Source organism: Halonotius pteroides, from assembly GCF_003605635.1.
GTDB lineage: Archaea > Halobacteriota > Halobacteria > Halobacteriales > Haloferacaceae > Halonotius > Halonotius pteroides.
Map to the genome: position 1 here is coordinate 1 of NZ_QMDW01000029.1, position 25778 is coordinate 25778.

Annotated in this window: 31 protein-coding genes and 2 pseudogenes; 6 read left to right on the top strand and 27 right to left on the bottom strand. The window is 59.9% G+C overall.

The annotated features are described in order from the left end of the window. Window positions 1–226: 226 nt before the first annotated feature. The 4 genes and pseudogenes from DP106_RS13580 to DP106_RS13595 all read right to left on the bottom strand — a co-directional run. Window positions 227–670: pseudogene (locus DP106_RS13580) on the bottom strand (IS1096 element passenger TnpR family protein); the annotation flags it as partial. Window positions 671–754: 84 nt separating this feature from the next. Continuing rightward, window positions 755–1261 (bottom strand): twitching motility protein PilT, encoded by a 507-nt coding sequence (locus DP106_RS13585; RefSeq protein ID WP_120086156.1) that lies wholly within the window; start codon window positions 1259–1261, stop codon window positions 755–757. Continuing rightward, window positions 1258–1626 (bottom strand): UPF0175 family protein, encoded by a 369-nt coding sequence (locus tag DP106_RS13590; RefSeq protein ID WP_120086158.1) that lies wholly within the window; start codon window positions 1624–1626, stop codon window positions 1258–1260. The genes DP106_RS13585 and DP106_RS13590 overlap by 4 nt, the downstream gene beginning before the upstream one ends. Before the next feature lie 86 nt (window positions 1627–1712). Continuing rightward, window positions 1713–1991: pseudogene (locus tag DP106_RS13595) on the bottom strand (NAD(P)-binding domain-containing protein); the annotation flags it as partial. 64 nt (window positions 1992–2055) lie between these two features. On the opposite strand from DP106_RS13595, the gene DP106_RS13600 reads away from it, so the two are divergent. The 4 genes from DP106_RS13600 (at window position 2056) to DP106_RS16595 (ending at window position 4673) form a co-directional block, all read left to right on the top strand. Next, window positions 2056–3324 carry a GTP-binding protein gene (locus DP106_RS13600; RefSeq protein ID WP_120086159.1) on the top strand — a complete coding sequence of 423 codons (1269 nt, stop codon included), beginning with the start codon at window positions 2056–2058 and terminating at the stop codon, window positions 3322–3324. A gap of 2 nt (window positions 3325–3326) precedes the next feature. Continuing rightward, on the top strand, window positions 3327–3587 hold the full coding sequence (locus DP106_RS13605) for a hypothetical protein (RefSeq protein WP_120086161.1): 261 nt from the start codon (window positions 3327–3329) through the stop codon (window positions 3585–3587). After that, window positions 3584–4357 carry an ATP-binding protein gene (locus DP106_RS13610; protein ID WP_120086163.1) on the top strand — a complete coding sequence of 258 codons (774 nt, stop codon included), beginning with the start codon at window positions 3584–3586 and terminating at the stop codon, window positions 4355–4357. The genes DP106_RS13605 and DP106_RS13610 overlap by 4 nt, the downstream gene beginning before the upstream one ends. 163 nt (window positions 4358–4520) lie before the next feature. Next, complete coding sequence (locus tag DP106_RS16595; RefSeq protein WP_394343462.1) at window positions 4521–4673, top strand: C2H2-type zinc finger protein; 153 nt, start codon at window positions 4521–4523, stop codon at window positions 4671–4673. Window positions 4674–4805: 132 nt separating this feature from the next. Here DP106_RS16595 and DP106_RS13615 read toward each other — a convergent pair whose 3' ends face one another. Genes DP106_RS13615 through DP106_RS13635 form a run of 5 tightly spaced genes read right to left on the bottom strand, consistent with a single transcriptional unit; the run spans window position 4806 to window position 9682 of the window. Beyond that, on the bottom strand, window positions 4806–6098 hold the full coding sequence (locus tag DP106_RS13615) for an FAD/NAD(P)-binding protein (protein WP_120086165.1): 1293 nt from the start codon (window positions 6096–6098) through the stop codon (window positions 4806–4808). Beyond that, window positions 6095–7141 (bottom strand): metal ABC transporter permease, encoded by a 1047-nt coding sequence (locus DP106_RS13620; protein WP_120086167.1) that lies wholly within the window; start codon window positions 7139–7141, stop codon window positions 6095–6097. The genes DP106_RS13615 and DP106_RS13620 overlap by 4 nt, the downstream gene beginning before the upstream one ends. A 2-nt stretch (window positions 7142–7143) precedes the next feature. Next, window positions 7144–7917 carry a metal ABC transporter ATP-binding protein gene (locus DP106_RS13625; RefSeq protein ID WP_120086169.1) on the bottom strand — a complete coding sequence of 258 codons (774 nt, stop codon included), beginning with the start codon at window positions 7915–7917 and terminating at the stop codon, window positions 7144–7146. After that, on the bottom strand, window positions 7914–8135 hold the full coding sequence (locus DP106_RS13630) for a DUF7511 domain-containing protein (RefSeq protein WP_120086171.1): 222 nt from the start codon (window positions 8133–8135) through the stop codon (window positions 7914–7916). Before DP106_RS13630 ends, DP106_RS13625 begins: the two co-directional genes overlap by 4 nt. Next, window positions 8132–9682: a metal ABC transporter solute-binding protein, Zn/Mn family gene (locus DP106_RS13635; RefSeq protein WP_120086173.1), complete on the bottom strand. Its 1551-nt coding sequence runs from the start codon at window positions 9680–9682 to the stop codon at window positions 8132–8134. The genes DP106_RS13630 and DP106_RS13635 overlap by 4 nt, the downstream gene beginning before the upstream one ends. A gap of 433 nt (window positions 9683–10115) precedes the next feature. Between DP106_RS13635 and tsaA the strand changes: the two genes are divergently transcribed. Next, on the top strand, window positions 10116–10607 hold the full coding sequence (gene tsaA, locus DP106_RS13640; RefSeq protein ID WP_120086175.1) for a tRNA (N6-threonylcarbamoyladenosine(37)-N6)-methyltransferase TrmO: 492 nt from the start codon (window positions 10116–10118) through the stop codon (window positions 10605–10607). Between the two features lie 134 nt (window positions 10608–10741). On the opposite strand, the gene DP106_RS13645 is transcribed toward tsaA, so the two are convergent. The 5 genes from DP106_RS13645 to DP106_RS13665 all read right to left on the bottom strand — a co-directional run bounded on the left by DP106_RS13645 (window position 10742) and on the right by DP106_RS13665 (window position 15502). Beyond that, window positions 10742–11698, bottom strand: coding sequence for a ZIP family metal transporter (locus DP106_RS13645; protein WP_120086177.1), 957 nt, complete (start codon window positions 11696–11698; stop codon window positions 10742–10744). 302 nt (window positions 11699–12000) lie between these two features. Further along, entirely contained in the window at window positions 12001–12312 is a 312-nt protein-coding gene (locus DP106_RS13650) for an ASCH domain-containing protein (RefSeq protein WP_120086179.1), read from the bottom strand. A gap of 54 nt (window positions 12313–12366) precedes the next feature. Next, a complete protein-coding gene (locus tag DP106_RS13655; protein WP_120086181.1) occupies window positions 12367–12960 on the bottom strand; it encodes a MogA/MoaB family molybdenum cofactor biosynthesis protein in 594 nt (197 codons plus the stop codon). Next, entirely contained in the window at window positions 12957–14285 is a 1329-nt protein-coding gene (locus DP106_RS13660) for a GTP-binding protein (RefSeq protein WP_120086183.1), read from the bottom strand. Before DP106_RS13660 ends, DP106_RS13655 begins: the two co-directional genes overlap by 4 nt. Next, window positions 14285–15502, bottom strand: a complete 1218-nt coding sequence (locus DP106_RS13665) for a GTP-binding protein (RefSeq protein ID WP_120086185.1) — start codon at window positions 15500–15502, stop codon at window positions 14285–14287. Before DP106_RS13665 ends, DP106_RS13660 begins: the two co-directional genes overlap by 1 nt. 98 nt (window positions 15503–15600) lie before the next feature. Between DP106_RS13665 and DP106_RS13670 the strand changes: the two genes are divergently transcribed. Further along, on the top strand, window positions 15601–16032 hold the full coding sequence (locus tag DP106_RS13670; RefSeq protein ID WP_120086187.1) for a CopG family ribbon-helix-helix protein: 432 nt from the start codon (window positions 15601–15603) through the stop codon (window positions 16030–16032). 7 nt (window positions 16033–16039) lie between these two features. Here the strand turns inward: DP106_RS13670 and DP106_RS13675 are convergent, their stop codons facing one another. From DP106_RS13675 to DP106_RS13730, 13 genes are all read right to left on the bottom strand, one after another. Next, a complete protein-coding gene (locus DP106_RS13675; RefSeq protein WP_120086189.1) occupies window positions 16040–16429 on the bottom strand; it encodes a CopG family ribbon-helix-helix protein in 390 nt (129 codons plus the stop codon). Between the two features lie 141 nt (window positions 16430–16570). Further along, a complete protein-coding gene (locus tag DP106_RS13680; RefSeq protein WP_394343463.1) occupies window positions 16571–17104 on the bottom strand; it encodes a DUF1405 domain-containing protein in 534 nt (177 codons plus the stop codon). Between the two features lie 30 nt (window positions 17105–17134). Continuing rightward, complete coding sequence (locus DP106_RS16600) at window positions 17135–17308, bottom strand: hypothetical protein (protein ID WP_394343464.1); 174 nt, start codon at window positions 17306–17308, stop codon at window positions 17135–17137. Continuing rightward, entirely contained in the window at window positions 17289–18092 is an 804-nt protein-coding gene (locus DP106_RS13685; RefSeq protein ID WP_120086202.1) for an energy-coupling factor ABC transporter ATP-binding protein, read from the bottom strand. Before DP106_RS13685 ends, DP106_RS16600 begins: the two co-directional genes overlap by 20 nt. A 68-nt stretch (window positions 18093–18160) precedes the next feature. Then, entirely contained in the window at window positions 18161–18973 is an 813-nt protein-coding gene (locus tag DP106_RS13690; RefSeq protein WP_120086191.1) for an energy-coupling factor transporter transmembrane component T family protein, read from the bottom strand. A gap of 2 nt (window positions 18974–18975) precedes the next feature. Then, the gene (locus DP106_RS13695; RefSeq protein ID WP_120086192.1) at window positions 18976–19299 is read right to left on the bottom strand and encodes a cobalamin transport operon protein; all 324 of its coding nucleotides are present in this window, start codon (window positions 19297–19299) and stop codon (window positions 18976–18978) included. Next, entirely contained in the window at window positions 19299–19979 is a 681-nt protein-coding gene (locus tag DP106_RS13700; RefSeq protein ID WP_120086194.1) for an energy-coupling factor ABC transporter permease, read from the bottom strand. Before DP106_RS13700 ends, DP106_RS13695 begins: the two co-directional genes overlap by 1 nt. Before the next feature lie 142 nt (window positions 19980–20121). Beyond that, complete coding sequence (locus tag DP106_RS13705) at window positions 20122–20532, bottom strand: CopG family ribbon-helix-helix protein (RefSeq protein WP_120086204.1); 411 nt, start codon at window positions 20530–20532, stop codon at window positions 20122–20124. A 98-nt stretch (window positions 20533–20630) separates the two neighbouring features. Further along, a complete protein-coding gene (locus DP106_RS13710) occupies window positions 20631–21419 on the bottom strand; it encodes an ABC transporter ATP-binding protein (RefSeq protein ID WP_120086196.1) in 789 nt (262 codons plus the stop codon). Further along, the gene (locus DP106_RS13715; protein ID WP_120086198.1) at window positions 21410–22252 is read right to left on the bottom strand and encodes an ABC transporter permease; all 843 of its coding nucleotides are present in this window, start codon (window positions 22250–22252) and stop codon (window positions 21410–21412) included. The genes DP106_RS13710 and DP106_RS13715 overlap by 10 nt, the downstream gene beginning before the upstream one ends. Then, complete coding sequence (locus DP106_RS13720; protein ID WP_205738946.1) at window positions 22249–23277, bottom strand: ABC transporter substrate-binding protein; 1029 nt, start codon at window positions 23275–23277, stop codon at window positions 22249–22251. The genes DP106_RS13715 and DP106_RS13720 overlap by 4 nt, the downstream gene beginning before the upstream one ends. 132 nt (window positions 23278–23409) lie before the next feature. Continuing rightward, complete coding sequence (locus DP106_RS13725; protein WP_120086200.1) at window positions 23410–23838, bottom strand: CopG family ribbon-helix-helix protein; 429 nt, start codon at window positions 23836–23838, stop codon at window positions 23410–23412. 430 nt (window positions 23839–24268) lie between these two features. Beyond that, window positions 24269–25778 (bottom strand): transposase (locus DP106_RS13730; protein WP_240625435.1); only part of this gene is annotated, 1510 nt, incomplete at its 5' end.

The window sequence follows — 25778 nt, forward strand, 5'->3', positions numbered from 1 at the left end:
ACTCGTGGCGGTCGTGTTTGAACCAGGTTTGTGAGACTATCCGAACATCTGACTCTAGTCCGTCGAGCGAGCTTCGCTCGTACAGCGGCGTCGCATCGTATACTGGCCAATCAGCGTGTGGTCGGTGGGCAATCCGTCGAAAGACACTCCGGCGAGACTCACGAGTCGGTGCCACGACGAGACGCTGAACATGACTCGCTCAAAAACACCGCTCTCTCGAGGAGCCATACTGGTCGATCGATTCTCCCTCGGTATTCACAATCGTTGGTTCTGTATCACGTAGTTCGTCGTCAAGGACTTGTTTCAGGATAGCGTAGAAGCGCCACTCGTCACCGTAGTCGTAGAGGTAACAGATGCGGTCGTACTTTTCGAGGCTCAACTGTCGAGCCATCTCACCAAGCGTCACCTCGCCAGCATTCTCCAGTCGCTCAGTTCGAAGTGCTGGACCACCACTCGATTGCTCGTATTCCTGTGGGCACTGATACTTGAGTTCGCTATCCCAGTACTCCTCGTCGTTCCCCATGAACCAGAGATGGGTCTGGTCGAGACCGACTGCAGGATTGATCGCTGACTGGAATTCAGCAATCCTTCTGTCAGCACCGACGACGATGTCCCGCCACAGCGATGTCGGATCGGGAGCGAATTTGACCTGGAAGCGATACGCGGTCATCCTTGCCTCTCCATTCCCGTGCGAAAAAGCCTGAAATCATCGATTCTCAATACCCGTGATGGATGGGTCCACACAGTGTATCAATCATCGATACGCTTCGATATCTCGATAGGGCACGTAGTAGCCGATCTCATCAATCCACGTCGAGAGCCATCCGTCAGCAGTCTGTTCAGTAATCTTCCCAGCATCGATCGCGGCGAGGAGCACGCCGACCGACCCGACAACGGTCACGCCCTGTTCTTTCGCAAATGATCGGGTATCGCCATCGTCGGTCAGCAATCGACCGTCGTGTGCGTCCGCGAGGGCGAACGCCTGTGCTTCACCGGGATCGAGATGGTTACTGACAACAGCCTCTCTGTTTCCGACTGTGCCCGAAATCGTCGCGACTGGAATCCCGTCGTCAAGTGTATCGAGTGCTGTCTGGAGATACGAATGATCAGCAACGCCGTGTTCGAGTTCCTCGCGAACGACCGGCACTGTACAGATCCCAGAGAGTCCTGCAACCACCCACAGCTGGTCGATATACGCAAAATTCGAGAGGACAGTCGTGTTCAGGACGCTCGGATTCGCCAGAATATCACCGCCTGTCATTCCGCAGGCGACGCATCGTCGTCTGAGTCCTCACCATCAAATTCGAGTTCGCTTGCTGCCCCCACCTCGTAGGCTGCGTCGTCTTCGTCGACGAGTCCGAGCCGGAGTTCGACGCCGTGCTCACGGAGGAGATCACGCATGGTCCAGCGGTCGACATCAGCAAGTCGCGCAGCATCACCGAGTGTGATTCGTTCACGTTCGTAGAGCGCAACCGCGGCCGCAATGCGCTCGTTTTCGTGGTCTTCGAAGTATTCACGGACGAACTCGCGCAACGCATCGCTCTTGCCTCCGAACACACCAGCCTCGACAGCACCCTCGATGAGTAGATCGAGGTCGTCAGGATAGGAGCCGGTGATTCGGGCCATTTGTCTATCCGAGTCTACGTTTTCATACTATTTATGAACTACGCCAGAGTGGCGTATCGATCGAGAAGAGTAGTCTCAACTACTGCTGTCGGGTGTTCACGGTCGAGCGCGAGTGCGAGTGAAGTGTCGGTGGTGACGGCATTCAGGTCCCGGCAGCCGAAGCTGTTGCTGGGAAACGATGGCGTGATGAGACGCATCTCTTCTGGCCACTGTTGGAACGACGCCCCGACTTCGTCTCGCTCGAGGATGGCGTAGGAGTCGAGACCAAGATCCGCGAGGACGGCCCCAACACCGACGCCAGCGGCACCTGCGCCGACAATTGCGACGTCGAGCGACTCGTGTTTTTGGGCTTCTTCGGGTGTCACTGTTAACAATATAGGGTAGTAGATAGCTAATTATAAATAATATACGATCTATACTTAATAACAGATGAGTCGAGAGACGATTCCCGTCACCGTGCTGAGCGGCAACCTCGGCGCGGGCAAGACGACCGTGCTGAACAACCTCCTGAACACGCGAACCGACTTGGACGTCGCGGTCCTCGTCAACGACATGGGCGAAGTGAACGTCGACGCCGAGCGCGTCGCCGAACACTCGGACATCTCGGAAGACGACGAGGATCTGATCGAGCTCTCGAACGGCTGCATCTGCTGTGAGCTACGCGGTGACCTGTTGGATGCACTGGCGAAGCTCGCACAAGCCCGCGAGTTCGACTATCTGATCATCGAGTCGACGGGCGTCGCCGAACCGTTGCCCGTCGCCCAGACGCTCACCATGGGATTCGATCAGGGTGACCTCGATCCCACGGAGTTCTACGAGGAGACCGGTATCGAGGTGATGGATTACTACGAGCTCGACACCACGGTCACTGTCGTCGACGCCCATCAGTTCTGGACGACGTTCGATTCGAAGGAATCGCTGATGGACGGGGACACCGAGAAAGACCTTGGAAGCCTCTTGGTCGAACAGATCAAGTTCTGTGACGTCCTCCTGTTGAACAAGTGCGACCTCGTGGACGAGGAGACGCTCGACGAGATCGAAGAGATGATCGAGGTGCTGCAACCGCGCGCGGAGATCATCCGGACGGAACACGGTACGGTCGATCCCGAGGCAATCGTCGATACCGGTCGATTCGACTTCGAAGAAGCGAGTCAGTCCGCGGGCTGGATGCAGGAACTTCAGGAACCGCACGAGTCCGCCGAGGAGGAACACGGTGTCACCTCGTTCGTCTTCGAATCGAGGCGGCCGTTCCATCCCGAACGGTTCGTCGAGTTGCTTGACGAGTTCCCGACGAACGTCGTCCGGTCGAAGGGCCACTTCTGGCTCGCGGGGGGGTCGGAGTTCGGCCTGGGGATCGACATTGCAGGACAGTCGATCCGACTCGAACCTGCGGGCCGCTGGATCGCAGCGCTGCCCGAAGACGAACAGGCACAGTACTTCGAGGCGTATCCAGATCTCGAAGCAAACTGGCATCCCGAGTACGGCGACCGCTCCTCCCGGCTCGTCCTCATCGGTACCGAGATGAACCACGACGAACTCCGTGAGGACCTGCAGACAGCGACATTGACCGACGAAGAGATGGGCGACGACTGGGACACCTTCGAGGACCGCTTCCCGGAGTTCGACCTCGAACCAGCGGACGAACAGACAGAAGCGACAGAAGCTCAGGACGCGGAAGAAGTGGGGTTGGCCGATTGAAAATGCCGAGCAAACGAACCCAATTTCAGCAAGTTGTGGAAAAGTCTGCCTCCCATGAGGCGCGCCAAGAGGCGGTCCGTGAACTGGGGCGGATGGGTGCCATCGAACAGCTCCGCACCCTCACGCAGACCAACGGGATCGACGGTCCCCTCCGACGAGCCGCGGTTTCGGAACTCGAAGAACTCGGCGCGACGGAGGCGCTCGAAACGATTGCCGAGAGTCGGGCGGTCGACCCCGCCATCAGAGAGCAAGCCCAGCGATGAGTTCTGAATCGAAATCCCCCTCGGCAGCGACTCCGATTAATGATCGAACGCTCCCTGCGGATCGTCAGCGGATCGGATTCGTCGGGCCCGAAGGTGCTGGTAAAACGACCGTCGCCACGATGGTAGCGGATCGACTCTCCGACCGAACCGACGTCGCAACCGTCGGAGAAGCCGCAACGTTTTTTGAACAGCCATCGGCCTCTCCCGAAAACATCGGACCGCTAGGCGTCCACTGGACGGTCGTCGATCACTCCCCGGGAACGGATTCTCTCGAAACTGCAGGTGACACACTCGACACTGTCTTCGTCGTCGTGACGCCCGAGATGCTAGATCGTGTGGCTGCCTACGAGTGCGTCATAGACCAGCTCGACGCCGACGTGTTTCTCGTCGTCAATCGCTTTGAGGAGCGCCACCGTGGCAGACTCAGGGATTTCGACGGACCCGAACTCGCGGAGTACTTCTACGAAGACAGTTCCGTCGCAGCGGCAGTGTCCGATGGGACGGTCCCAAAGTTAGAAGAGCGGACGATGGAGGCGATGCTGTTGGAGTCGCTCCAGGCCGAACGGCTTGACATCGCCGAGGCGATGGCGGCCCTCGAACGTGGACGCCGATCGATCGTCAACGTCGAGGTTGAGAGTGACGCCTCGGCGCTAGCAGTAGCTCGATCGTTCCGAGAAAACGGCTACGCGACAGACTTCTTCCGGTGTAACTGCCGCTGTCACGACGGGCACGTTCTCGCCCGCACACGAACACCTTTCGAGTCAGAATAAATACCACAAGTCGACATCCATACACTCACTCACTGATATACCACGTCGAGTGATCTGGCAGGTCGTTAGTTATCATGGTGAGCAGATTAATACTGCGTAGCAATTTCACCGGCCCAATTTTTAATAACTCTTTTAATGTGTCGGAGCCTGAGTTGTTAACGTAATGGCGTACACCTGCTCCAGCTGCGATGCACAGTTCCAGAGCGCTGCCGGCGTGACCCAGCACGTCGCGCTCCACCACAACACGTGTGCCGAGTGCGACGAACAGTTCGACGAGACCGACGCGCTGCGCAACCATATCCACGAGAACCACTGAGAAGACAGGTCGGTAGGATTTCGCTCAGAATCCTCGTTTTCTCGTCAGAGCCAGTCGTCGTCACTTGAGGACGTAGTCCCAAACCGCTAGTCTGCTGCCGTTGCAGCGTCGGTCACCGACTGGAACTTCAAGTCAGGACTCCCCTCTGAGAGCCGACGATGGTCTCTCTGAAACAGTCCCAGCTCGTGACGTGAGCAGCCGTTCTGCGACTCGACGAGCGCCGACGATGTTCCGGGCGAAGGGACCGACGCTAGGTTCTGCGAGCGCTCCAGAAACGTACACCGACGAACGGGTACCATCGGTCCCTCGCCACGCGAGCGTCTCATCGTCGAGGAGGGGAAATCCCTCTGCACCACGTTCGAGTGACAAGGAGTCAGCGACCGAGTCGACCAATGGGTGCTCCGGGACCGGATCGAGTCCGGTCGCGAGGACGACCTGCGCATTCGCTGCCGTCGTGCCGTCGTCGAACCGCACGAGCAAGCCGTCGTCTGTGGCGTATGCACACGTGATCTCGCCGCGGCGGACTTCGAGCTCGTCACAGTCGCGAGCCTCGTCCAGTCGACGCTCGACGTACGGCGGGATCGTCGCGTCGTTGCGGGCGGCTCGAATTCGATCAAGACGGGCCTCCGACCCCGGCGGGAGCGTGTGAACCTCTTGTTCGATGTGTCGCCAGTTGATCCAGTACGGGTCAGCTTCGCTCAGTTCGATCTCGAGGTCGTGACGCGAACAGAGTGTCACGTCCGTGTGTTCCGAGAGGCTGCAGGCAAGTTGCGCAGCGGTGATACCGCCCCCAACGACGAACGTGGGCCCCGCAAAATTCGCTGCTGTCGTCGGGTCGAACTCGTCGTCCCAGACGTGAACGAGCGGGGCGTCGTCCGGGAGTGACGCCCCCCACGTCGGGACCGTCCGCGGGCCACCGAGCCCGATGGCCAGCACGACACGGCGAGCTTCGAGCATCCCCGCCTCCGTCTGCACGTCGAGTCGGTCACCGGATCCAGTTCTGGTAACTCCAGTCACCTTCGACTGAACGTGACACTCGTCGATGTCACGCCGGTCAATGACGTTTCGGGCGTGGTCGAGGAAGAGGTCGAGCGTCGGTCGGTTCGGATAGTTCTCCGTCGAGACGAGTTCGTCCTCCCGACCCGCGCATTCCGCGAACGATTCGAGCGAGAACGGCTCTGTGTCGATGTGATGGACGAATGTCGACCGGAGCGTTCGCATTCCGCACTGACGAGCCTTCGTCGCGAACGACGCGAGTAACTGCTCGCGAGGGTCGACGAGACAGAGGTCCTGGTGAGCGTGTCCGCCCTCCGTGAGGAGATAGTTCGCCAGGCAAGTCCCATGGATACCACCACCGATAATCACGTACTCGTAGGACTGTGGCCCGCTTGACGTGTGGGCGGCGTCCGGTCCATCAGGGGTCATTCTCGCTCGCCTCCGTCGGCTTCAAGTCCGTCTCGGGGCTGTCTGGTCCGTAGGCTGCGGAGCCGTTGCACGGTCGGGAGACGGTGCGCCAGTTTCTGGACACCGAGGACGGCGACGTACACGGCAATCGCCGCAACGACGATCGAGCCACCGGCCGCGATCCCATAGACGTACGATAGTGTGACCCCGGCTATGGCCGCGAACTCAGCAGCGAGGATCGCTAGGGAGATGGATTGCTTGAAACTCCCGGCGACTTTCGCCGCGGCGGCGACCGGAACGACGAGCATCGCGGCGACCAGGATGACGCCCATGATCTGCATCGCGCTGACGACGACCAGTGCCGTGAGCACGACCATGAGGCGTTTGTAGAGGCGGACGTTCAGTCGGGCCGCCTGTGCGGCGGTGGCGTCGAACGTGACATACAGCAGCGGCCGGTACGTCAGCGTGACGAGGCCGCCGACGATGAGACTCATCAGGACGAGGATACCGACGTTCGCCGTCGAGACGGTCGCGAGACTCCCGAAGAGGTAGGCGTCGATACCGACCGCGATGCCGCCGTCGGTCGCGGTGATGAGGATACTCCCGACGGCGAACCCGCCCGTAAGCACCATCGCTAGCGACGTGTCGGTGTACGCGCCGGCGTGTTCGACGAGTAACTCGACGAGCAGCGCGGTAACGATCGCAACGACGAACGCAGTCAGCAGTGGCGACAACGAAAGGGAGAGGGCCGAATTGAGGAACAGACCGACGGCGACGCCGGCGAAGGCGGTGTGGGCGAGCGTATCACTGAGCATCGACATCTCCCGATGGACGAGGAAGGTTCCAACCAGTGGGCCGATGACGGCGATACAGACCGCGGCGAGGTACGCCCGCTGCATGAACGGGTAGGCAAGCATCGGCGCCCCGAGAACCTCCGCCAGGAGGTCCATAGTGGGGCCAACCACGGTGTCGAGAAACCACTCGATAGGGCCCGTGAGGCCGAACCATAGGGCAGGCAGTTCGGCGAGTAGCGTTCCGGCGAGGCGTTGGTATGTGAGAAACATGATTAGTGGTCGTGTTGGAGGACGTGCTGGTCGGCCCCGTACGCTTGCGCGAGGGCATCCGTCTCGACGAATTCGTCGGGATTGCCGTCGAAGTACAGCTGGCGGTTGATACAGGCGATGTCCGTCGCGTAGGTGGTGACGACGCCGATGTCGTGCTCGATGAGGATGACGGTCAGCCCGGTCGCATTCAGGTCGTGCAGGAGGCTGTAGAACTCCTCTCTGGACTCGGCATCGACGCCGACCGTCGGTTCGTCGAGCGCAAGCAGGTCGGCCTCCGAGGCGAGCGCACGGGCGATGAAGACTCGTTGTCGTTGGCCACCGGACAGTCGGCCGACCCGCCGAGAAGCGAGATCAGTAATGCCGACCTCTTCCAGCGCCCCCTCGACCGCTCGCCGGTCCGCCGCCGAGAACCGACCGAAGAGCCGCCGCGGGTACCGCCCCATCTCGACCACTTCTTGAACCGTGATCGGCATGTTGCGCGCCGCCTTCGTCGCGTTCTGTGCGACGTATCCGATTCGCTCGCCGGCGTCAAACTCGTGGGCGGGCTCGCCGAACAGCGAAACCGTGCCCTCGTCCGGTCGACGAAGTCCGAGCATCAGATCGAGCAGCGTGCTCTTGCCGCTCCCGTTCGGCCCGACCAACCCGAGGAAGGACCCGGGTTCGACGTCGATCGACACGGATTCGAGAACCGGGATATCTCCGTAGCCGAACGTGACGTCGTCGACGCTGATGAGTGGCTCCGCCGACCGATCCGTCTCCGTCGTTGCTGTCGTCATCGGTAGTGGGCGAGGTCGACGAACGAATCCCCGTACGCCGTGATCCAGGTCGTCGTCCGATACGGAACGGCCACGTCCGGCGGATAGATCGTACAGACGGGCCGCTCCGTCGCGTCGGTGACCAGTGCCATCAATCCCGAGCGGGGGTCTTCGGATGGACCGGGTTCGGCATTCCCGTCCCACTCCGGTTCCGTGTCGCCAGACGTGGTGTCGCTCATTCTGCGTCGAGCGCCTGCTTCAGCGTCTCCAGATTGATGTTCTCCATGACCTCGACGTAGCCCCAGTCCTGGTCGGCCCACTCCTGTGTCTGGCCAGGGATAGCGGTCAGCGGGAGGACCTCGGTGGCGTCGGTCTCGGCGACGAGCTGGTTCGCCGCCTCCTGGGATTCCAGCGGGTCGGAACAGACGTACTGGAGGTCGTGTTCGGCGATGATCTCCTGTGCGCGCTCGATGTCCCGTGGTGTGGGTTGGTCGTCCGGGGAGAGTCCCGTCAGCGTCTCCACCTCGAAACCGTAGCGCTGGCTGAGATACTGGTATGCGTTGTGGCCGGCGACGAAGATGACGTCCTTCGATGCGCTCTCGAGAGTCGACTGGAAGGAGCTATCGAGCTCGTCAAGGCGGGATCGATACGACTCGGCGTTGTCGGCGTAGGCACCGGCGTTGTCGCCGTCGATGTCCACGAACCCGCTCCGGATGTTACTCACGGCCTGCTTCGCCCGCATCGGGTCCAGCCAGAAGTGCGGGTCCTCACCGCTGTGGTCGTGGCCGTCGCCGCCTTCGCTCTCCTGGGTTCCCGTTTCGTGTTCTTCCTCGTGGTCGTGCTCACCCTCGTGTTCGCTTTCGTGTTCACTCTCGTGTTCTTCCTCGTGGTCGTGGCTGCCAGCGCTCTCGGTCAGTTCGGGGTCGACCATCGATCCACTCTCGTCGGTGAGCGCCGCGTCGAACTCCGAGGGAACGTGCTGGCTGAACAGGACGTAGTGGCCCGACGACGGGATATCGAGCGTGTACGTCGACTCGCCCGAGTCGGCGAACTGGAGATGGTAGAGACTCTCCAAGGAGGGAGTGAGCGTGCCGCCGGTCTGGACCTCCGAGTGGGCGTCGTGGTCCGACTCGTAGAGCGTGTGAGCCGTCTCTTCGACGTGCTGGATGCCGTGGTCTCCGCTTTCGTCGGTTTCGAGGACAGCCAGTTGCATTTCGGGGTCCGGCCCCGGTTGGAACGTGTACGTGTACGAGCCCGCGTCCAGGTGATAGAGACCGGCCCATTCCCAGGGCGTCTCACCACCGTGTTCGCCTTCGGATTCGTGTTCCCCGTCGTGGCTCTCTTCGTGCTCGGTCCCGTGGTCGTGACCTCCTTCGAGGCGGTCGATGCTGGAGCCTGCCGCGAGGAGGGAAACGTCAGCGTCGTCGTCCCGGAGGGTCGTCACGATGTCGTCCGCCCACGGCTGGAACCCGTCCATCCCGTAAATGAACAGGTCGGATTCGCGAATCGTCCCCTGAATCTGTGGCCCCGGTTCCCAGCCGTGGCCGTGCTGACCGACCGGGACGAGCGTTTCTGCGGTCGCGGTGTTGCCCGCAACCTGACTGGCCCAGTCCCCGAATATGAAGAACGAAGACTGGGCTTCCGGTCCGGCGTTCTCTGTCGCTGTCGAGCCGTCACTTTCCGCCGCACCGGAGTCGTCGTTGCTCGACGTACAGCCCGCGAGTGAGCCGATAGTTACCGTACCGAGTCCAGCTGCGAGGAGTCGTCGTCGGGTGTATCGAGGCATCTGTTGTTAACAGTGGCAGACTAGATAATAAGTGCTATGATTTAGAGATACTAAATTAGCAAGGATTCACTAAATAGGTACTCTCTTTACTAACTTGCGCTGAGATAACTAATGTGGCCCCTAGAATTGCTAATCGTTGCTACCTCAGATCCCGTATTACACAAGCCAGAGAAGCATGCTAACAGGCATTTTGTAGCTGTGGCGCTCGGGTGCGATTGTAATGTGCCACTGTTTCAGCGACCTGACCGAGATGAGTGACGAAGAGCGAGCGGCGGTTCTCGAAGAACATTCGACGGGGAACTCCGTGCGGAGTACTCCACCGAAGAACTAGAAACCCTCGGCGTCACCGCCTGATAGCCCGTTGAGACCGTGCTGACTACAAAACGCGTACCGGTCACGAACTGATTTGTCAGTCGAACGCTCAACGATAGCTGTGTCTGAAAATCAGTTCGTGTACGAGCCCATCGGGGTAATCCGGACACCGTTCGAATCACCAGATGGAATGCCGATCCAACCGGTAGGGGACGCCGCTGCGGAGGGAACCATCGGTCTCAGGGAGGCGTACGTGGATGGACTAAAGGATCTCAACGGATTTACGCATTGTATCCTGCTGTATCACTTTCATGAATCGGGTGACGCTGCTCCGCTGGAGGTCGAACCGTTTCTCGATGACGGACGGCGGGGAGTCTTTGCGACGCGAGCTCCGCAGCGGCCGAATCGGATCGGCCTCTCCGTCGTCGAGATCGAATCCGTCATGGATGACACGGTGATGGTCAACGGTATCGATGTCGTCGATCGGACACCGCTGCTGGATATCAAGCCGTTCGTTCCCGACTTCGACGTTCCATCCGATGCGGATACGGGCTGGCTCACCGCCTCGGAGTCGACGATTGAATCAAAGCGAGCCGATAGGCGTTTCCTTTGACAGGGTTCGTCCTACGCTCTCACCCCGACACACAAGAACGGACAGCAGAAGCATAATTCTCCGATACCGTGCGAATCGGAGCGTGTATCTCACATAGCGCCATAGCCGGTCAAGATTCGAAGCGGACGGCCGGTTCAGACGTACAACAGCGGCACCATCACCGCAACCCCGGCAAAGATCCCACCGACAAGTGCACGGTAACCGCCGTACGGAAGGTCACTACCGGTCTCAAGGGCTTCAGGAATGAACTCTGTGACGACCAGATAGATCATTGCACCGGCGGCAAAGCCAAACCCGAACGGAAGGAAAGACTCGGCCCACGTCACGAAGGCAAACGCGATAACGGCCCCGATGGGTTGTGGGAGGCTGGAAAACACCGCTGCACCGACCATCCGCCACTTCGACAGCCCCATCGCACGCATCGGGATTGCGATCGCGGTCCCTTCGGGGACGTTGTGGATCGAAATCGCGACCGTCATGAAGACGGCCAGAACAGGGATCGCGACGCCGAAGACGTTCATGCCCCCCTCAAATCCAAGCTCTGCAAAGGAGACGCCCACAGCGACCCCCTCGGGGAAACTGTGGACAGTGAGTATACCGAGGATCAACACCAGCGTTTTCACATCACCGTCGGCAAACGCCTTCGCTTCCAGTCGGTGGTCGTCCGGTCCCTGCGTCCCAGTATCTGTGGCGGGTCTTGATCCACCGTCGGTATTAATCTCTGTCGTGGTGCCGGTATGTTCCCCACCGACGCTGTCGTTACCGTGTCTGTGATTGGTCTCGGCGTGATCGTCCGTACCGATATCAATTCGATCGAGCAAACGGTCGGACGCCTCAACCAAGACGACACCCGTCAGGAGGCCACCAACCATCAGGGCTGGAAACCCTCCAGTGGCGTACTGCCACCCCTCGTTGATGAGACCGAACAGTGACGCGGCTACCATAATGCCGGAGGCAATTCCCCAGAGGGCGACGTTCCAACGATCGCTGAACTCCTCGATGAAAAAGAACGGGATCGCCCCCAGTCCGGTGGCTAACGCAGTTACCAAGCCGGCGACGAACACCAGCACGATGTGGCTCAGAATCACTATACCAAGTATTCGCCTCTCTAAACAAAAGAAACTTTCTCAAACTCGAACTCTACTTTTGGTTATCCTAAATATTCAGGCGTGCTGTGACGGGCCCTCCGTATGCAGCGAGCCGTTTGTATCAACTTCCGAGGGTTTCAACGGAGTCAAAATGGGGTCACTCTCCTGTAGTGTAGCGGAACTGGCTCTCACGGCCGACGTTCTGATCGAATTTTCGACGTATTCAGGTACTGCAGCCGAGATTAAGGGGATAAGTGGTCTGTTAACACACTATTCCGCCAGTCTACACGAGAGCGAATGGGTTGTTATCCTACTTTTTCGAACCGATGGAGGACGGCGGTATCGTCGTCGTCCCAGGTTGTATCGTGGGTGCGTTCGATTCGCTTCTTGTAGGCTTCGAGGTTCGGCGAGCCCTCGGCTCGGGCGTCCTCGTCCGTCATATCACCCAGTCGCTCTTCTCGTACCGTCGTCACCTCAAAGATGACGTCGTCGATTTCGAAGCGGTCACCCTCGGAGGCGTATTTGTCGCCGCGGTGCAGCTGTGTGACGTCTCCGGCGATGACCGCTTGTCTGATTTTTTCGGCCGGAAGTAGTTCGTCTGCTTCTATCGTGGTCATTAGTTGTGTCTCACCAATTTCATCGTGTGCTGGATTCCTGTCCTTCGGGGGTCATTAGTGCGCCTCACCCCCGGATTTCTCGTTCGTATGCCGGGTTGCGAGTCCGGATAGATGCGGGGCTTCCTCGACGATAATCTCTGCCGTGGCGAGCTCGACGGCGTTCTCACTTCCCGGGAGCACGAACACTGGCACGTCGCGGGCGATGCCCGCTGTCGCACGGGTCGAGACGATACGCGTTCGTACCTCCTCCCACGAGAGCCACCGGAACGCCTCGCCGAAGCCCGGCAGTTCGCGGTCGAAGAGCTCGCTCACCGCGTCCGGCGTGACGTCGTCGACGGTAACCCCAGTCCCGCCTGTGGTCACGACGAGGTCGACATCCGGCCGATCCAGGCACTCGCTCACTGTGGTCTTGATCCGGGCGTAGTCGTCCGGAACCAGCCGGCGTGACGTGACGACGTGACCCGCTTCGACGAGGATGCTCGCAATGGCATCGCCACCTGGGTCTGGCGGGGTCTTTTCGACAACATCCCCGCGTGACGAGGACACCGTTACGATGGCCACGCCCAGCGGGTCGATACAGTCGTGGCCGTCGGCATCCGTCGTCCGTCGGTCCTCTGCTGGAGGAAGTTCGCGGTCATTCTGGATCACGATAGGCCACCTACCACGAGGCGTTGTTCCATCGGGGGCTGTGACCACTCCATCGTTCCTGGGAACGGATTCTCGAACCCGTCCCAGTTCTCGTCCATTTCCGCCTCTGAAACGAGACAATCGTCGAGGGCGTCGGCGATACTGGATTCGTCCATTCCAGCGCCGATGAAGACGAGTCTCACTTCACGGTCACCCCACTGTTCGTCCCAGTGGAGATCCGACCGTGATTCGCGGTAGGACTCGCGCTGGAACTCGGGAAGTGTGACCGCCCACCGACCGTTTACCTCGACGTGGGTCTGTGTTCCCGCCTGACTCAGGTCGAGCGCGTAGCGCTCTCGGCCAGCGATCCACAGGTGTCCTTTCGCTCGGACGACGGACCCAGGGAACGAACGGAGCCACTCGCTGAACCGTTCGGGATGGAACGGTCGGTGGCGCTCGTAGACGAACGAGTCGACACCGAATTCCTCGGGCGGGTGGAGATGGTCGTGTTCTTCGTCGTGACTATGGTCGTGATCGTCGTCACGCCCCTGTTCGTGACTGTGGTCGTCCGTCTCCGTCTGGCCCGCGTGGTGACCGTCTGGGTCGACGTCTGTGCCGTCTCCGTGACTAGGCGAGAGTGCCTGTTTCCACCGTGCAGAGTTACTCGCCTCGTCTTGATCGAACCGACCCGTTCCGAGAACACGTTCCGGGTCGACGGCGCTTTCGGTCGTTCGGATAATCTCGACCCCCAGATGAAGTGTTCGGACGACGCGTTCGACGGCCTCGCGCTCCGCCTCTGAGACGAGATCGCACTTGTTCAGGACGAGCACGTCACAGAACTCGACCTGCTCGGCGAGGAGATCCGACAGCGGTCGGGCGTCGTCGTCTGTCGACTTGAGTGGGCGGCCATCGACGAACGCCTGATGGAACTGTGCAGCGTCGACTACTGTGACGGTCGTATCGAGATCGTACAGTGCCGACGCACGCGCGGGTGAGACGAACCGCTGGGCGATGGGGACCGGGTCACTGATACCCGAGGCCTCGATGACCAGATGGTCGAACTCCTCGTCGAAGGCGAGGCGTCTCAGTTCCTGATCTAGTTCGTTCTGCAGCCCACAGCAGATACAGCCGTTCGACAGCTCCGTGACACCGCCGTCCTCCATCGAGAGTTCGGAGCCGTTCTCGATGAGGTCGGCGTCGACGTTCACCTCGCCTACGTCGTTGACGAGAACGGCGACGTCGTACTGTTCGCCGCCGACGGTGAGGAGGTGATTGAGCAGGGTCGTCTTGCCCGCCCCGAGTCCCCCGCTCAGGATCGTGACCGGGGGTTGGTCGTCGAAGCTCATTAGTCGTCGGCCAGTGCCAGTTCGCGCTGATCCTCGAAACCGAACGGGTCCGGGTACACACTCCAGTCCTCCTCCATCTCTGCGTCCGAGAGGACACAGTCTTCCAGTCGCTCGACCAGTGTCTCCTGGTCGAATTCGCGGCCGATGAACACGAGCTCCGATCCACGGTCGCCCCACTGGTCGTCCCAGTCCTCTTTGAGTTCGGGTCGCGCAGCGAAGTAGCGCTCCTGTTGGGCCTTCGGGAGCGATGCGATCCACGTCCCTTTCGGACCGGCCCGGACCGACTGGCCTGCTTTGTCGAGTCCCATCGCGACGTCCTCGCGACCGGCGGACCAGAAAAAGCCCTTCGCGCGGATAATTCCGTCAGGGAGGTCGGCAAAGAGACGAGCGATGCGCTCGGGGTGGAACGGCCGGTCGGCGTCGAAGACGAACGAGGTGACGCCGTGTTCCTCGGCGGCTGCCTCGTGATGGTGTCCCTCCTGTAGTTCGCGCATCCACCCGGCGGACTGGCTTGCCGCTTCGAAGTCGAACCGGCCAGTATTCAGGATTTCACGGGGGTCGACTGCGCCGTGTTCCGTTCGGATGATTTCGGCGCGCGGTTGGAGTGTCTCTAGGATAGCTTCCATCTCGTCCAGTTCGTTGTCCGGGACGAGGTCGCACTTGTTCAACAGGAGGACGTCGCAGAACTCGATCTGGTCCATGAGCGCTTCTTCCGGGACGCGATTGTCTTGGGGGTCGACCGAGTCGTCGGTGAGTGCCTGGCCGGAGTCGAATCCCTGCCAGAAGCTGTGTGCGTCGACGACGCTGACCATCGTGTCGAGTTCGTACACCCCCGTGGGGTCGAACTCCGCGTCCTCGAATCCGCGTGCGAACGTCTGGGCGACTGGAATCGGTTCGCTGATTCCAGACGATTCCACGAGGAGGTAGTCGAAGTCTCGCTCCTCGGCCAATCGCCCCACTTCGTCGAGCATATCGCCACGAAGCCGGCAGCAGATACACCCGTTCGACATTTCGATGATCTCCTCGTCGTTCTGGGTGAGTTCCGACTCGCGTTCGACGAGGTCGGCGTCGACGTTCACTTCGCCCATGTCGTTGACGACGACGGCGGCGTTCAGTTCTCTCTCGCTACTGAGAATGTGGTTAAGGGTCGTCGTCTTGCCAGCACCGAGGCTTCCGCTGAGGATCGTCACCGGGATCGGGTCGTTGTTGAACGGCATACGTGAGTTATGAATCTACTCTACTAAAATACTAATTATTACGTCTTGATGGTAGAAGTCATAACAGAAACTAATAACTCAGAATAGTATTTTAGTATATGAGCGTCGTTAGCATCTCGATGCCCGAAGCATTACTCGAACGCATCGACGGGTTCGCCGACGAACACGGCTACAGTGGCCGGAGCGAGGTCGTACGCGAAGGCACACGCACACTGCTCGAAGAGTTTCAGGGGCGAAATATCGACGGGCAGAAGCATATGTGTACAGTAACGGTGGTCTTCGAGTACTGTCAACCCGCAGTCCAACAACGGCTCACAGGAGTCCGTCACGAGTACGATACAATCGTCTCCGCGACTACCCATGCACACGTCCAGGACCAGTACTGCATGGAACTGTTCGTCGTAGAGGGGGCCATGGAGGCACTGTCCGGATTCGTCAACACCGTCCGGGCAGTACCGGACGTCCGGGCAGTGGATTACTCAATTACCTCGCTAGGCGGAGACCGCATCGATCAGCACATCGAGTCGTGAGTATGGCTTAGTGATCGGCGAGGAGCATCATTTTGACCCGGCTCACTGCATCGAAATCGCGCAATCGATATGTGAGGTCTCGGACACGCGGTGCAGGCCCGCTGCAGAAGAGCGTCTCCAGACACCACTCGCCTTCGTGAATGTGGTTCGTGGTCGTGATGACGTCCTGATACTGGTGTTGCAAGTCGTGGATATCTTCGATGATCGCTTCGTGCTCGTAATCGAACGCAATGATGACGACGACGTCACCGTCGATATCCTCCAGTCTGGTGTGAGCCTCGATGTACTCCTGCATCGCTTCACGGACGCCACGTGACCGTGACTCGAACCCCTCTGCCTGGCAGGTTTCATCGAACTCGGCAAGAAGGTCGTCGGGAATGTTGAAACTCGTGCGCATCGTATGTTAATCTATACTCCATACTTATGAGTCATTAGTAACTACGACTGCGCGATTATCATAGTGGGCTGCGGTTGGCGAATCAATTCCCCGGTGTTCGAAATGCCCGTATTATAACGATACGGCGGCCAGAGGCAGCTATCAGGGTGAGACAGACTTAGAGATTCGTGTTGTTTTCACTCGTCGAGTCGCAACGGCGAGTAGTACCGCCAGTATCGTGAGCGCAACGGCACCCGCAGCGGCGATCTCGTGTGCTGGGGAGACGTGCTGGGCGGTTCCGTTTACGATAGGTTCGACTGGCAAGAGGGTGTGATGCGGTGTCCCGACGATCGGGACGAAGTAGTCGACGAGGTCGTTGAATCCGTACCAGAGCACGGCAACGAGAATCGCTCGACCGGGAAAGTCACTGTAACGATGGATGAGGAACGCCTGGATGACCATCCCGAGGTGCGAGACGAACAGGAAGGCGTACATCGCGTTCGACGCGAGTTCTCGTCCCAGTAGTGGAACTACTTGTGGTGGTGGCGTGACTGTCGCGAGAAACGCATCTGCGAACACTGTCAAGACGTACGGTGTCCAGAGGCCAAGCTTGATACAACCAAAGAACGCCAGCATGTTCAGGTACTCGTTCGACCGGCCGAGTTTGTATAGCGCCAGCGAGCAGGCGATGAACAACGTGGCTATCGGGCTGTCCGGGACGACTGGTCACGCGACGATCGGTTCGAGTCGGAACTGCGGGATGTAGTACCAGAAGCCGAACGCCGTTCCCACGAGATTGATCGCGACGATCACCCACGCGTACCGCAACGCAACGGTCTCGACCTGCCGAGGAAGCGGCGCGAGATACCGAGGAAGACCCTCAGTCGTGTCCGCGCCCATCTGGAGAGGGTGTCTGTGTGAGTCCCAGGTTGTCGGCTTCTGTGAGGAGCGCCACCAGATCCGCTTCAGTCACCGGCTGTTCGGTCGACCCCAGCCCTGCATCGCGAGCCACGCGAACCGAACTCGGTGGGCGGAGGTTCGCCTCGGTCAACAGTGCGTCGTCGTAGAACGCCTCTCGGGGCGTTCCGCTTCCAACGACGTTACCATCGGCCATCACACAGACTCGGTCTGCGACTTCAGCGGCAAATTCGAGGTCGTGCGTCGACAGGACGACGCTGATATCCTCTTCGTGAACCTGCTCGATTCGCTCGGCGACCAGCATCGAGCGCTCGGGGTCGAGCCCCGCGAGTGGTTCGTCCAGCACGACGACGCTCGGTTCGAGGACGAGCACGCCGGCGAGGCCCACGAGGCGCTTCTCGCCACCACTCAGGTAGTGAGGAATCCGGTCTTCGAGGTGGCTCGCGTCGACGGTCGCGAGCGCTTCACGAGCGCGCGCTCTCGCTTCATCACCTGGGACGCCGTAGTTCTGGAGGCCGAACATCACGTCGTCGAGGACCGTTGGGGCGACGAGTTGCGTATCGGCGTCCTGGAAGACGAAGCCGACTTCCCTCCGGGCGTGTGCCTTGTTGTCTTCGGTGATCGACGTGCCGTCGACGACGAGTTCACCGTCGTCGGGAACGAGCGTCGCGTTCAGGTGTTCGAGGAGCGTCGACTTCCCGGCACCGTTGCCACCGACGAGTGCGACGACTTCGTCGGGGTACACCGAGAAGTCGACGTCGTGCATGCCGACCGTCCCGTCGGGGTAGGTATGTGCCTCACACTGAAGCTCGACGAGCGGTGAATCGTCTCGACTCACAGTCTCACCCCGTAGATCGCGACCGCTGCGTACCCGACGACGGCAACGTACGAACCCACCACGATGAACAGTTCGTGGATCGGTGGCCGTGAGACGTCGCCGTACAGCGTGATATCGCCGTTGTAGCCACGGGCTTCCATGGACTTGACGAGTCGTTCGGACTGCTCGATCGCCGAGAGCATCGTCATGCCGAGGATTCTGGCGTACAGCCGTTTGTTCGACCAGAACTCCGAGAAGTTCGCGCCGCGGGAGAGCGCGGCTTTCACCAGGTCCTCGAGCGTCTCGAGCATGACGAACGTGAACCGGTAGGTGAGCAGCGCAATCTGGTCGATCGGCCGTGGGAGTAATCGTCCGAGCATGTACGCGACGTCCGTGTATTTCGTCGTCATCGACGCCGTCAGGGCAAACGTGACGACCGTGAGTGATCGACAGCTGAGCTCCCCGAAGAGCACGAGCCCTGCCCACGTAACCGAGAGCTCGCCGAGCGGTGTCGAGAGCGCGCCACCGACCGGCGTCCCTGGTTCGAGGAACGCCAGCGGCCCGGCGACCGAGACGATGAACAGCATCGGGAGCGTGTACCAGCCAGCGAGTCGTCGGTATGGCAGTCCCGCGAGTCCGTAGACCACCAGTACGGCTCCGTACAGTCCGGCCAAGAGCGCGAGACGGTCGAACACCGTGACGGCAAGGACGAGTGCGCCGACGACGCCGACCTTCGTCCATGGATTGACGCGGTGTAACGGTCCGTCTCGCCGTTCGGCGAACGCCGTGATGAGCCGCGGGTCGGGAACGTGGTTCGAGAGTGTCGTCACGGTTACCGAGCCGGGCGTTCTCCGTCCTCGAAGCCACCGTAGCGGTCGACGTAGACGTACAACCCGAGGCCGACGACGACTAGCAGGGCGACGAGCGCGCCGAATTCGAGCATCATCCCGCCCTTCCGAATTGGGCCGGCGACCACGATGCCACGGCCGATGTCGACGAGGGCGCCGCCGCCGTCCTGCACACCGCGCTGGAGGGCTTTCGCTGAGCGCTTGGCCCACGGGAGTGCGCCGCCGGTTGCGGTGAACCCCCAGTAGCCGGCGGCGAGGAAGGCGGCGAAGAGGCCGGCGAGGCCACCGTACTGCTTCCAGCGCTGCATCAGGCCGTCACCCCGGTCGGCTCCTCCTGGGTGTCACGGTCGGCGAGGCCGACGAGATCGGGGCGGACGGAGGCGAGGAACTGAACGATGAATCCCGTCAGGAGACCCTCGATGACGGCGACGCCGAGGTTGAGTCCGACGAGGCCGGCGACGGCGATGGTCAGGTCACCGCGCGGGAGCGCGCTCCCGTTCACGCCACTGACGACGATGATTGCACCCATCAGGAACGCGCCCGCCGAGAGGCCGACCGTCGCGGCACTGGCACTGGCGGGGAAGACGTCCCAGTCCATCCGCATCAGTGTCTTGAACATGTAGTAGGCGACGATTGCTTCGCTCGCGTTGACGAGCGTATTCGCGCCGATCAAGCCGACTGCACCGTGACCGAGCGCTGCCGAGAAGACGTTCACGACCAAGGCGATGAGCGACCCGAGCAGCGGCCCGGTGAGGATGCCGACGAGGCCGGTTAGGTTCATGTGGATACCACCCCAAACGGGGATGTTCAACTGGAAGACGGCGAAGCTCGCGGCCGCGCCGATGCCCGCGAGCGCGATCTGATGGGTCTCGATACCGCCTTTCCGAACTCGATACACGATGGCACTGATCAGTCCGGTGCCGATCAGCGTCCAGACTACCAGTGCCCAGAGCGGGAACGAGCCTTCTCCGAGGTGAATGTGTGCCATATCTAGTTTGCCAATTCTGCCGGCAGTTATAATAAAGTTACTGTACTAGCCCAAAGCAGATAACAACCATAGAGTAGAATACTGTTATGTCTTGATAGAGGAGGGAGTCGACACCTCGGCGTCGGCGTAAGTGATCTCGACCTTACTGTTCGCCGATTTCAGCGTTCAGGGCCTCCACAGGGACGACCGTGTATTCGACTGAGACTGACTCGTCTGCTCCTCGAACAGTCCCGATAAATCGCAGGGCGTCGTCGTACCTGGCTTCGATCACGAACGTCTCGACACAGCCGGCGTTCCCTTCGAGACAGTTGTGTGAGTTCGACCGAATCGACGCTTCGAATTCGTGGCGGATGTCCATCATCCGGCGCTCGATCTCCGGTTTGTCGTATCCGAAGACGGCAGTAACTGTCGCCAAGACCCGCTGATCCCTGTCGTCTGTCTCTTGGTACTCTTCGAGTAGTGAATGGCACGCTTCCCGGATGACTTCACTCCGTCCGCTGTAGCCGTGTTCTTCCGCAAACGTATCGAGGTCGTTTCGGAGTCGCTCCGTCATCGAAGAGCTCACGATGGGCATATATTAAAAAATGACTCAAAGATAATAGAAATAGCGGTCTAGAGAAGACTTGTTAATAAACTTGCCGTAAGGGAGTATCAGTGACTAGTGTCGGCCGGACTCCCGAGTTCATCCCTGATTCGGGCGACGTGGTCCACGAAGTCACGAGAGGTCCGTTCACGGGGGCGTTCTAAGTCGATGGAGAACGTGGACTGCACGGTTCCCGGGTCTGCATCCATGACGATTACGCGATCAGCGAGGGTCACCGCCTCGTCAATGTCGTGCGTGACGAACACGACGGTCTGTCCGGTCTGCGTCCAGATGTCGAGCAATTCGGCGTGCAAGCGGTCCCGCGTCCGGGCGTCGACACTGCCGAACGGTTCGTCCATCAAGAGGATGTCCGGATCGGGGGCGAGCGCGCGAGCGATCCCGACGCGCTGTTTCATGCCGCCGGATAGCTCCTTCGGGTACGCGTCCTCGAAGCCGTCGAGCCCCACCAGGTCGATCAACTCCCGGACCCGTGCTTCGCAGTCGGGGCAGTCACAGGCGGGCCGGTCGAGGCCGAACCGAATGTTCCCGCGGACGGTCCGCCACGGGAACAGTGCGTACTCCTGGAAGACCATTCCCCTGTCCAGCCCAGGACCAGTAACCGGGTCTCCACCGACCAGTATCGATCCACCGTCAGGGTCGTCAAGCCCGGCGATTGCTCGCAACAGCGTCGTCTTCCCACACCCGGACGGACCGACGACACAGCAGAACTCACCCTCCGCCACCGAGAACGAGACGTCCGCGAGCGCGTGCGTCGACTCGTAGGACCTGCTGACGTTCTGGATAGTGATCTTCTCGCTTGACTCCCGATCGGTGGGCGAGTCCGAACTCAGCGCCATGCGAGGACCCTCCGTTCGAGCAGTCGGAACCCGACGTCCATACAGAGGAACGCCAGGCTGATCAGGAACATGTAGGCGACGCTGGTCGCCATCGCGAGGTTGTTCGAGGCGTTGATGATCTCGTAGCCGACGCCGGGCGCGCCGAACAACTCGGCGCCGACGACGATCATCCAACAGCGACCGATGCTCGTCCGGAATCCAGTCAACACCTGGGGAGCGGCACTCGGGAGTGCGACGAGCTTCAGCATCGAGAGGTCGCGCTCCACACCGAGGGTCGACGCGGCATCCGTGAGTTCGGTCGAGACGCCTTCGACGCCACCATACGCACCGTAAAAGTTGATCCAGAACGCCCCGACGAAGACGATAAAGGCCGCACCGGTGTGGTGAATGCCGAACCAGACGATGGCGAAGACGACCCACGCCAGCGGCGGGATCGGTCGCAGTACCCGGACGAGTGGCCGCAACCAGTCGTCGAGCGCACCGTTCCAACCCATCGCCAACCCGAGACTGATTCCACAGCTCGCACCGAGGAGGAGGCCAGGGACGTAGTGGAACAACGTCTGTGCGAGGTGTGCGAAGCCGGTCGGCAGCACCAGACTCGACCCCAGTACGGGGACCACGATCGCAGTCGAGGTCGAGAATAGGTCGATAAACGCGCGTACTGAATCGATCGGCCCCGGCACCAGATACGACGGCTGGGTCGTCATCGCACCGACCCACCAGACGAGGAGGAACACGAGCAGACCGCCCAGGCCGCGCAGATACCGCCGTAGGTCCCCCTCGAAGCTGCCGGCGACCACCGTGTTGGAACTGGTGTCGGTACGCGTGCTCATTCCTGGATGGCGTCGTAGGGATCGAACGCAAACAGATTCTCGGTCGCGACCGGTTCTTCGATATTACCGACGTTCGCGACGAACTCACCCATCGTCGCGGCCTGGTCGGTGATCGCGTGCGGGTCCGAGAAGAAATCCGACGCCCGTGAGTCCATGGCTGCCGTAGCAAGATCCTCACTCACGCCCGAGCCAATGATCGAGGCGGCGTGGGCGGCGGCTCCATCCGGTGAGTCCGCGGTGAACTCGGTCGCTGCCATGTGCTGTTCGACCAGCGATTGGGCGACGTCGCTGTCGTCGAGCACTCGTTGGTTCGCGAACAGCACCGTGACTGGATGGTTCGCCAGTATATTACCGGACCAGGCGAGTTCGCCGAAGCCGTCATCCTGGCCGATGATCGTCGCGAACGGTTCCTGGATGATCGTCGCGTCGATATCGCCCGACTGGATCGTCTGGACCGCCTTCGCTGGCGGGACTTTCGACTTGTTGATTACGGACTCCATCTCACCGACGTCGAGATCCTCCTGGATCCAGTATCGGAGGACGATGTCGGGGACGCTTCCGTCCGGTGGGGCACCGAACCGAACCTTGCGTCCGCGCTCTTCCTCGAAGCGCTCGAACATGGCTGGCCCTTCCTGTTCGTAGAGATCGGCGAGTTCGGTTGTCCCCATGACCTTGAAGCCATTTCTCGAGTTTGCCGCGAGGATACCGGCGTCGGTCCCTTTGTCGACGAGAACCATCGCGGGGGTAATCCCGAAGAGCGCAACGTCGACATCCCCGCTGGCGAACGCCTTGACGACACTGGGGCCAGAACTGAACCGCTCAATTGTGACATCCGCTGGGACGTCATCGTAGTAGCCCTCCTGTTCCATCACGTAGTGTTGCATGTTCGGATAAATCGGGACGTACGCGATTGTGATGGAATCGAGTGACCCCCCTCCTCGACCGAGACAGCCAGCGATGCCTGCCGCAGCAACTGTGGTTGCGCCTGCCTTCTGAAGCAGCCTTCGACGTGAGATGTGGACCATTCGTGTTGCTAACTCTAAAGCCAATTCTAATAATACCTGTGATTCATGCAGTCAGAGTTAATACTCGAAGAGGTTCGAGAGCGGAGATATTACTAGAGTTGGCGTGAATGCAGCGAGAACGAGAGAACAGGACTAGTTCATGTCGGCGAGCGGGCCGAAGTCGTCGACCGGGAGCACGGAGTAGTCGATGGTGAGCGTGTCTTTCGTCGCTCGGATCTTCCCGACGAACGTCGAGATCTGTTCGAGCGAACCCTCGAGGACGAACAGTTCCATACAGTGATGGCCACCGACGTGACTGTGGAAGTTCGAAGCGACGATGTCCTCGTGTTCGTGACGCAGGTGCATCATCTTCTCCTCGACGCTCGTCGTTTCGTAATCGAAAACCACCGTGACGACGCTCATCAAGTCTCGATCTTCGAGCTTCTTATCCTCGAACTCACCGAGGAGGTTCCGGCTCGCCTCACGGAGTACCTCACTGCGACCAGTATAGCCGTGGTCGTCTGCGAACTGGTCGATTCGATTAAGCAACTCTTCCGGCATCGAGACGCTGACCACACTCATATAACAATATGGACTGCGGAAAATATTAAGGATTATCATTTTCAGCTGCGGCATTACAGCGATTATAGATATGTCACTCAGGATAGTGGGATACCGGCACTCTAAGAGACACCAAGTTACTTCGAAATTGCGGAGTGTTGCTGAAACGAATTTCGGGGTTAGTCAGAAGCTTGTGACGTGTTTTGTTGGAGGGGAGACGACAGAAGGTACGCATCAATACCATCCTCCGAGGTTGTGGTGGAAGTTGAGACTACAGTGGGTTTAGCGGGGCTGTGATGCGTGGTTTCGGCCGAATTTCGTCACGGGATCTGGATCGGGACGCCTCTGAGGATTCCATTCTTGTTCAGTAGTCAATTGCTTCGGTGATTATCGAGACTCAACTCAGTGTTGCCACTCGAAAAACAGGCATTCGGCCGGCCTGAGCGGCTATCTATCCGATCCCCGTCTCCATCTTCAAGAGTGTGAGCGTATTATCGGCCGTCACGATCGGCGCGTGCTCGTACTTGCCAGTCAGTTCAACCTGGACAAGCAGATCAACCGCTCGCCAAATCGAGTAGAGTAGACACGCAAACGCGAAGTAGAAGAACCGTAGCCCGAAATCCTTCGACGTCGTCGCGGCCATGAACCGCTTAATTGACCTATAGCCACTCTCGATTTCCCACCGGTAGCCGTACTCAGTGAGGTGTCCACTCCCTCTATTCGTCATGAACACCGAGTACTGACGGTGATCGTCGTGCTCGGAGCCTTCTTTCCGTCGGTAGATTAGCGTCGTCTCGTGCCATTCGTTCTTGCCGAGATGGAGTTTTCGGTCGGTCTCGTAGCGATCTTTCCCGTGTTTGAGCAGCCGCTTCGCCTGAGCCTTTTCGCTGGTCTGCATCCGCTTCGGAACGACATATGACAGCCCACGCTGACTGACCATCTCCAGAACGTGCTGGCTATCGAACTCGCGATCCATCAGGACGTTATCAACGTGGACGAGCTCCTCAGCCGAATTCAGGAGATCTTCGACGATTTCCTTGCGTGGTTCCCCTTTCCGTACCGGGCGGGCATCAAGAACGAGCGGGACTGCGTTTCCGACTAGCTGGACAGTAGCCCACTGGTAGGCGTACTCGTCGGTCTTCTCTTTCGTCCCGATGATCTCGTCCTCATGACCCGTTCTATCGCCGGTGAAGGGAGCAGCTTCGGTGATGTCGATGGCGACGATTCCAGCTTGGAAGAACTCCTCTGTCTCAGAGATCTCGGCCAGGAGTCTCTGGATAGCTTGACTGTACATCTCTCGAACCTGTTCAATCGAAAGGTCACGAATCTGCTCACGGTGGGCGTGTCCCAGCGGCGTCCGCTCTCGAGTCGACTCGTAGGTGAAGCTGCGAGCGCCCTCGTTGGCAGCCAGCCGCTCGCGAAGCTCCAGATACGTCTGTAAGTCCCAGTAGGCGTTCTCGTGAATCTCACAGCTCTCACCTCGGTCCAAGGAGAACGCGGGGAAGACGACGCGACTGACGTGCTCCGTAATCGTTGCTGCTTCATTAAGGACAGCGTGATCGTCTGGGTCCGATTCGTCTGCTTCGTCACCATGAGATGGAAGATGTCGGTCTGGATTCCGCGGAACGGTAACACCCGCGTTCCGGGCCTTAATGAGGATGGTCCGCACAGCTGTCTTGACTGTATTGCGAAGGTCGGTGGTGAACCGTTCGTGCCAACTGCGCCATAGCGTCGACTGGTTCGGTAGACTCTCCAAGCCTACCTGCTCGCGGAGTGCCGGGCGACACTCGAGATACTCGATCAGCGCTGTTTCGTGCTCCCACCCGTGGAGTTCCTTCAGCAAGAACACACGAAAGAGCGTGTCCATCTCGTAGCGAGTTGGCCCCGCGTAGCGGTCGTGAGCATGGAATTCGAAATACGCCAGCGGAAGTGCACAGACGAAGTTCTCGACCGACTCGTGG

Bases quoted from the DNA above. Each gene is read 5' to 3' on its own strand.
- DP106_RS13585 (WP_120086156.1), bottom strand. From the start codon at position 1,261: ATGACAGGCGGTGATATTCTGGCGAATCCGAGCGTCCTGAACACGACT.
- DP106_RS13590 (WP_120086158.1), bottom strand. From the start codon at position 1,626: ATGGCCCGAATCACCGGCTCCTATCCTGACGACCTCGATCTACTCATC.
- DP106_RS13600 (WP_120086159.1), top strand. From the start codon at position 2,056: ATGAGTCGAGAGACGATTCCCGTCACCGTGCTGAGCGGCAACCTCGGC.
- DP106_RS13605 (WP_120086161.1), top strand. From the start codon at position 3,327: ATGCCGAGCAAACGAACCCAATTTCAGCAAGTTGTGGAAAAGTCTGCC.
- DP106_RS13610 (WP_120086163.1), top strand. From the start codon at position 3,584: ATGAGTTCTGAATCGAAATCCCCCTCGGCAGCGACTCCGATTAATGAT.
- DP106_RS16595 (WP_394343462.1), top strand. From the start codon at position 4,521: ATGGCGTACACCTGCTCCAGCTGCGATGCACAGTTCCAGAGCGCTGCC.
- DP106_RS13615 (WP_120086165.1), bottom strand. From the start codon at position 6,098: ATGACCCCTGATGGACCGGACGCCGCCCACACGTCAAGCGGGCCACAG.
- DP106_RS13620 (WP_120086167.1), bottom strand. From the start codon at position 7,141: ATGTTTCTCACATACCAACGCCTCGCCGGAACGCTACTCGCCGAACTG.
- DP106_RS13625 (WP_120086169.1), bottom strand. From the start codon at position 7,917: ATGACGACAGCAACGACGGAGACGGATCGGTCGGCGGAGCCACTCATC.
- DP106_RS13630 (WP_120086171.1), bottom strand. From the start codon at position 8,135: ATGAGCGACACCACGTCTGGCGACACGGAACCGGAGTGGGACGGGAAT.
- DP106_RS13635 (WP_120086173.1), bottom strand. From the start codon at position 9,682: ATGCCTCGATACACCCGACGACGACTCCTCGCAGCTGGACTCGGTACG.
- DP106_RS13650 (WP_120086179.1), bottom strand. From the start codon at position 12,312: ATGACCACGATAGAAGCAGACGAACTACTTCCGGCCGAAAAAATCAGA.
- DP106_RS13660 (WP_120086183.1), bottom strand. From the start codon at position 14,285: ATGAGCTTCGACGACCAACCCCCGGTCACGATCCTGAGCGGGGGACTC.
- DP106_RS13665 (WP_120086185.1), bottom strand. From the start codon at position 15,502: ATGCCGTTCAACAACGACCCGATCCCGGTGACGATCCTCAGCGGAAGC.
- DP106_RS13670 (WP_120086187.1), top strand. From the start codon at position 15,601: ATGAGCGTCGTTAGCATCTCGATGCCCGAAGCATTACTCGAACGCATC.
- DP106_RS13675 (WP_120086189.1), bottom strand. From the start codon at position 16,429: ATGCGCACGAGTTTCAACATTCCCGACGACCTTCTTGCCGAGTTCGAT.
- DP106_RS16600 (WP_394343464.1), bottom strand. From the start codon at position 17,308: ATGGGCGCGGACACGACTGAGGGTCTTCCTCGGTATCTCGCGCCGCTT.
- DP106_RS13685 (WP_120086202.1), bottom strand. From the start codon at position 18,092: ATGCACGACGTCGACTTCTCGGTGTACCCCGACGAAGTCGTCGCACTC.
- DP106_RS13695 (WP_120086192.1), bottom strand. From the start codon at position 19,299: ATGCAGCGCTGGAAGCAGTACGGTGGCCTCGCCGGCCTCTTCGCCGCC.
- DP106_RS13700 (WP_120086194.1), bottom strand. From the start codon at position 19,979: ATGGCACACATTCACCTCGGAGAAGGCTCGTTCCCGCTCTGGGCACTG.
- DP106_RS13705 (WP_120086204.1), bottom strand. From the start codon at position 20,532: ATGACGGAGCGACTCCGAAACGACCTCGATACGTTTGCGGAAGAACAC.
- DP106_RS13710 (WP_120086196.1), bottom strand. From the start codon at position 21,419: ATGGCGCTGAGTTCGGACTCGCCCACCGATCGGGAGTCAAGCGAGAAG.
- DP106_RS13715 (WP_120086198.1), bottom strand. From the start codon at position 22,252: ATGAGCACGCGTACCGACACCAGTTCCAACACGGTGGTCGCCGGCAGC.
- DP106_RS13720 (WP_205738946.1), bottom strand. From the start codon at position 23,277: ATGGTCCACATCTCACGTCGAAGGCTGCTTCAGAAGGCAGGCGCAACC.
- DP106_RS13725 (WP_120086200.1), bottom strand. From the start codon at position 23,838: ATGAGTGTGGTCAGCGTCTCGATGCCGGAAGAGTTGCTTAATCGAATC.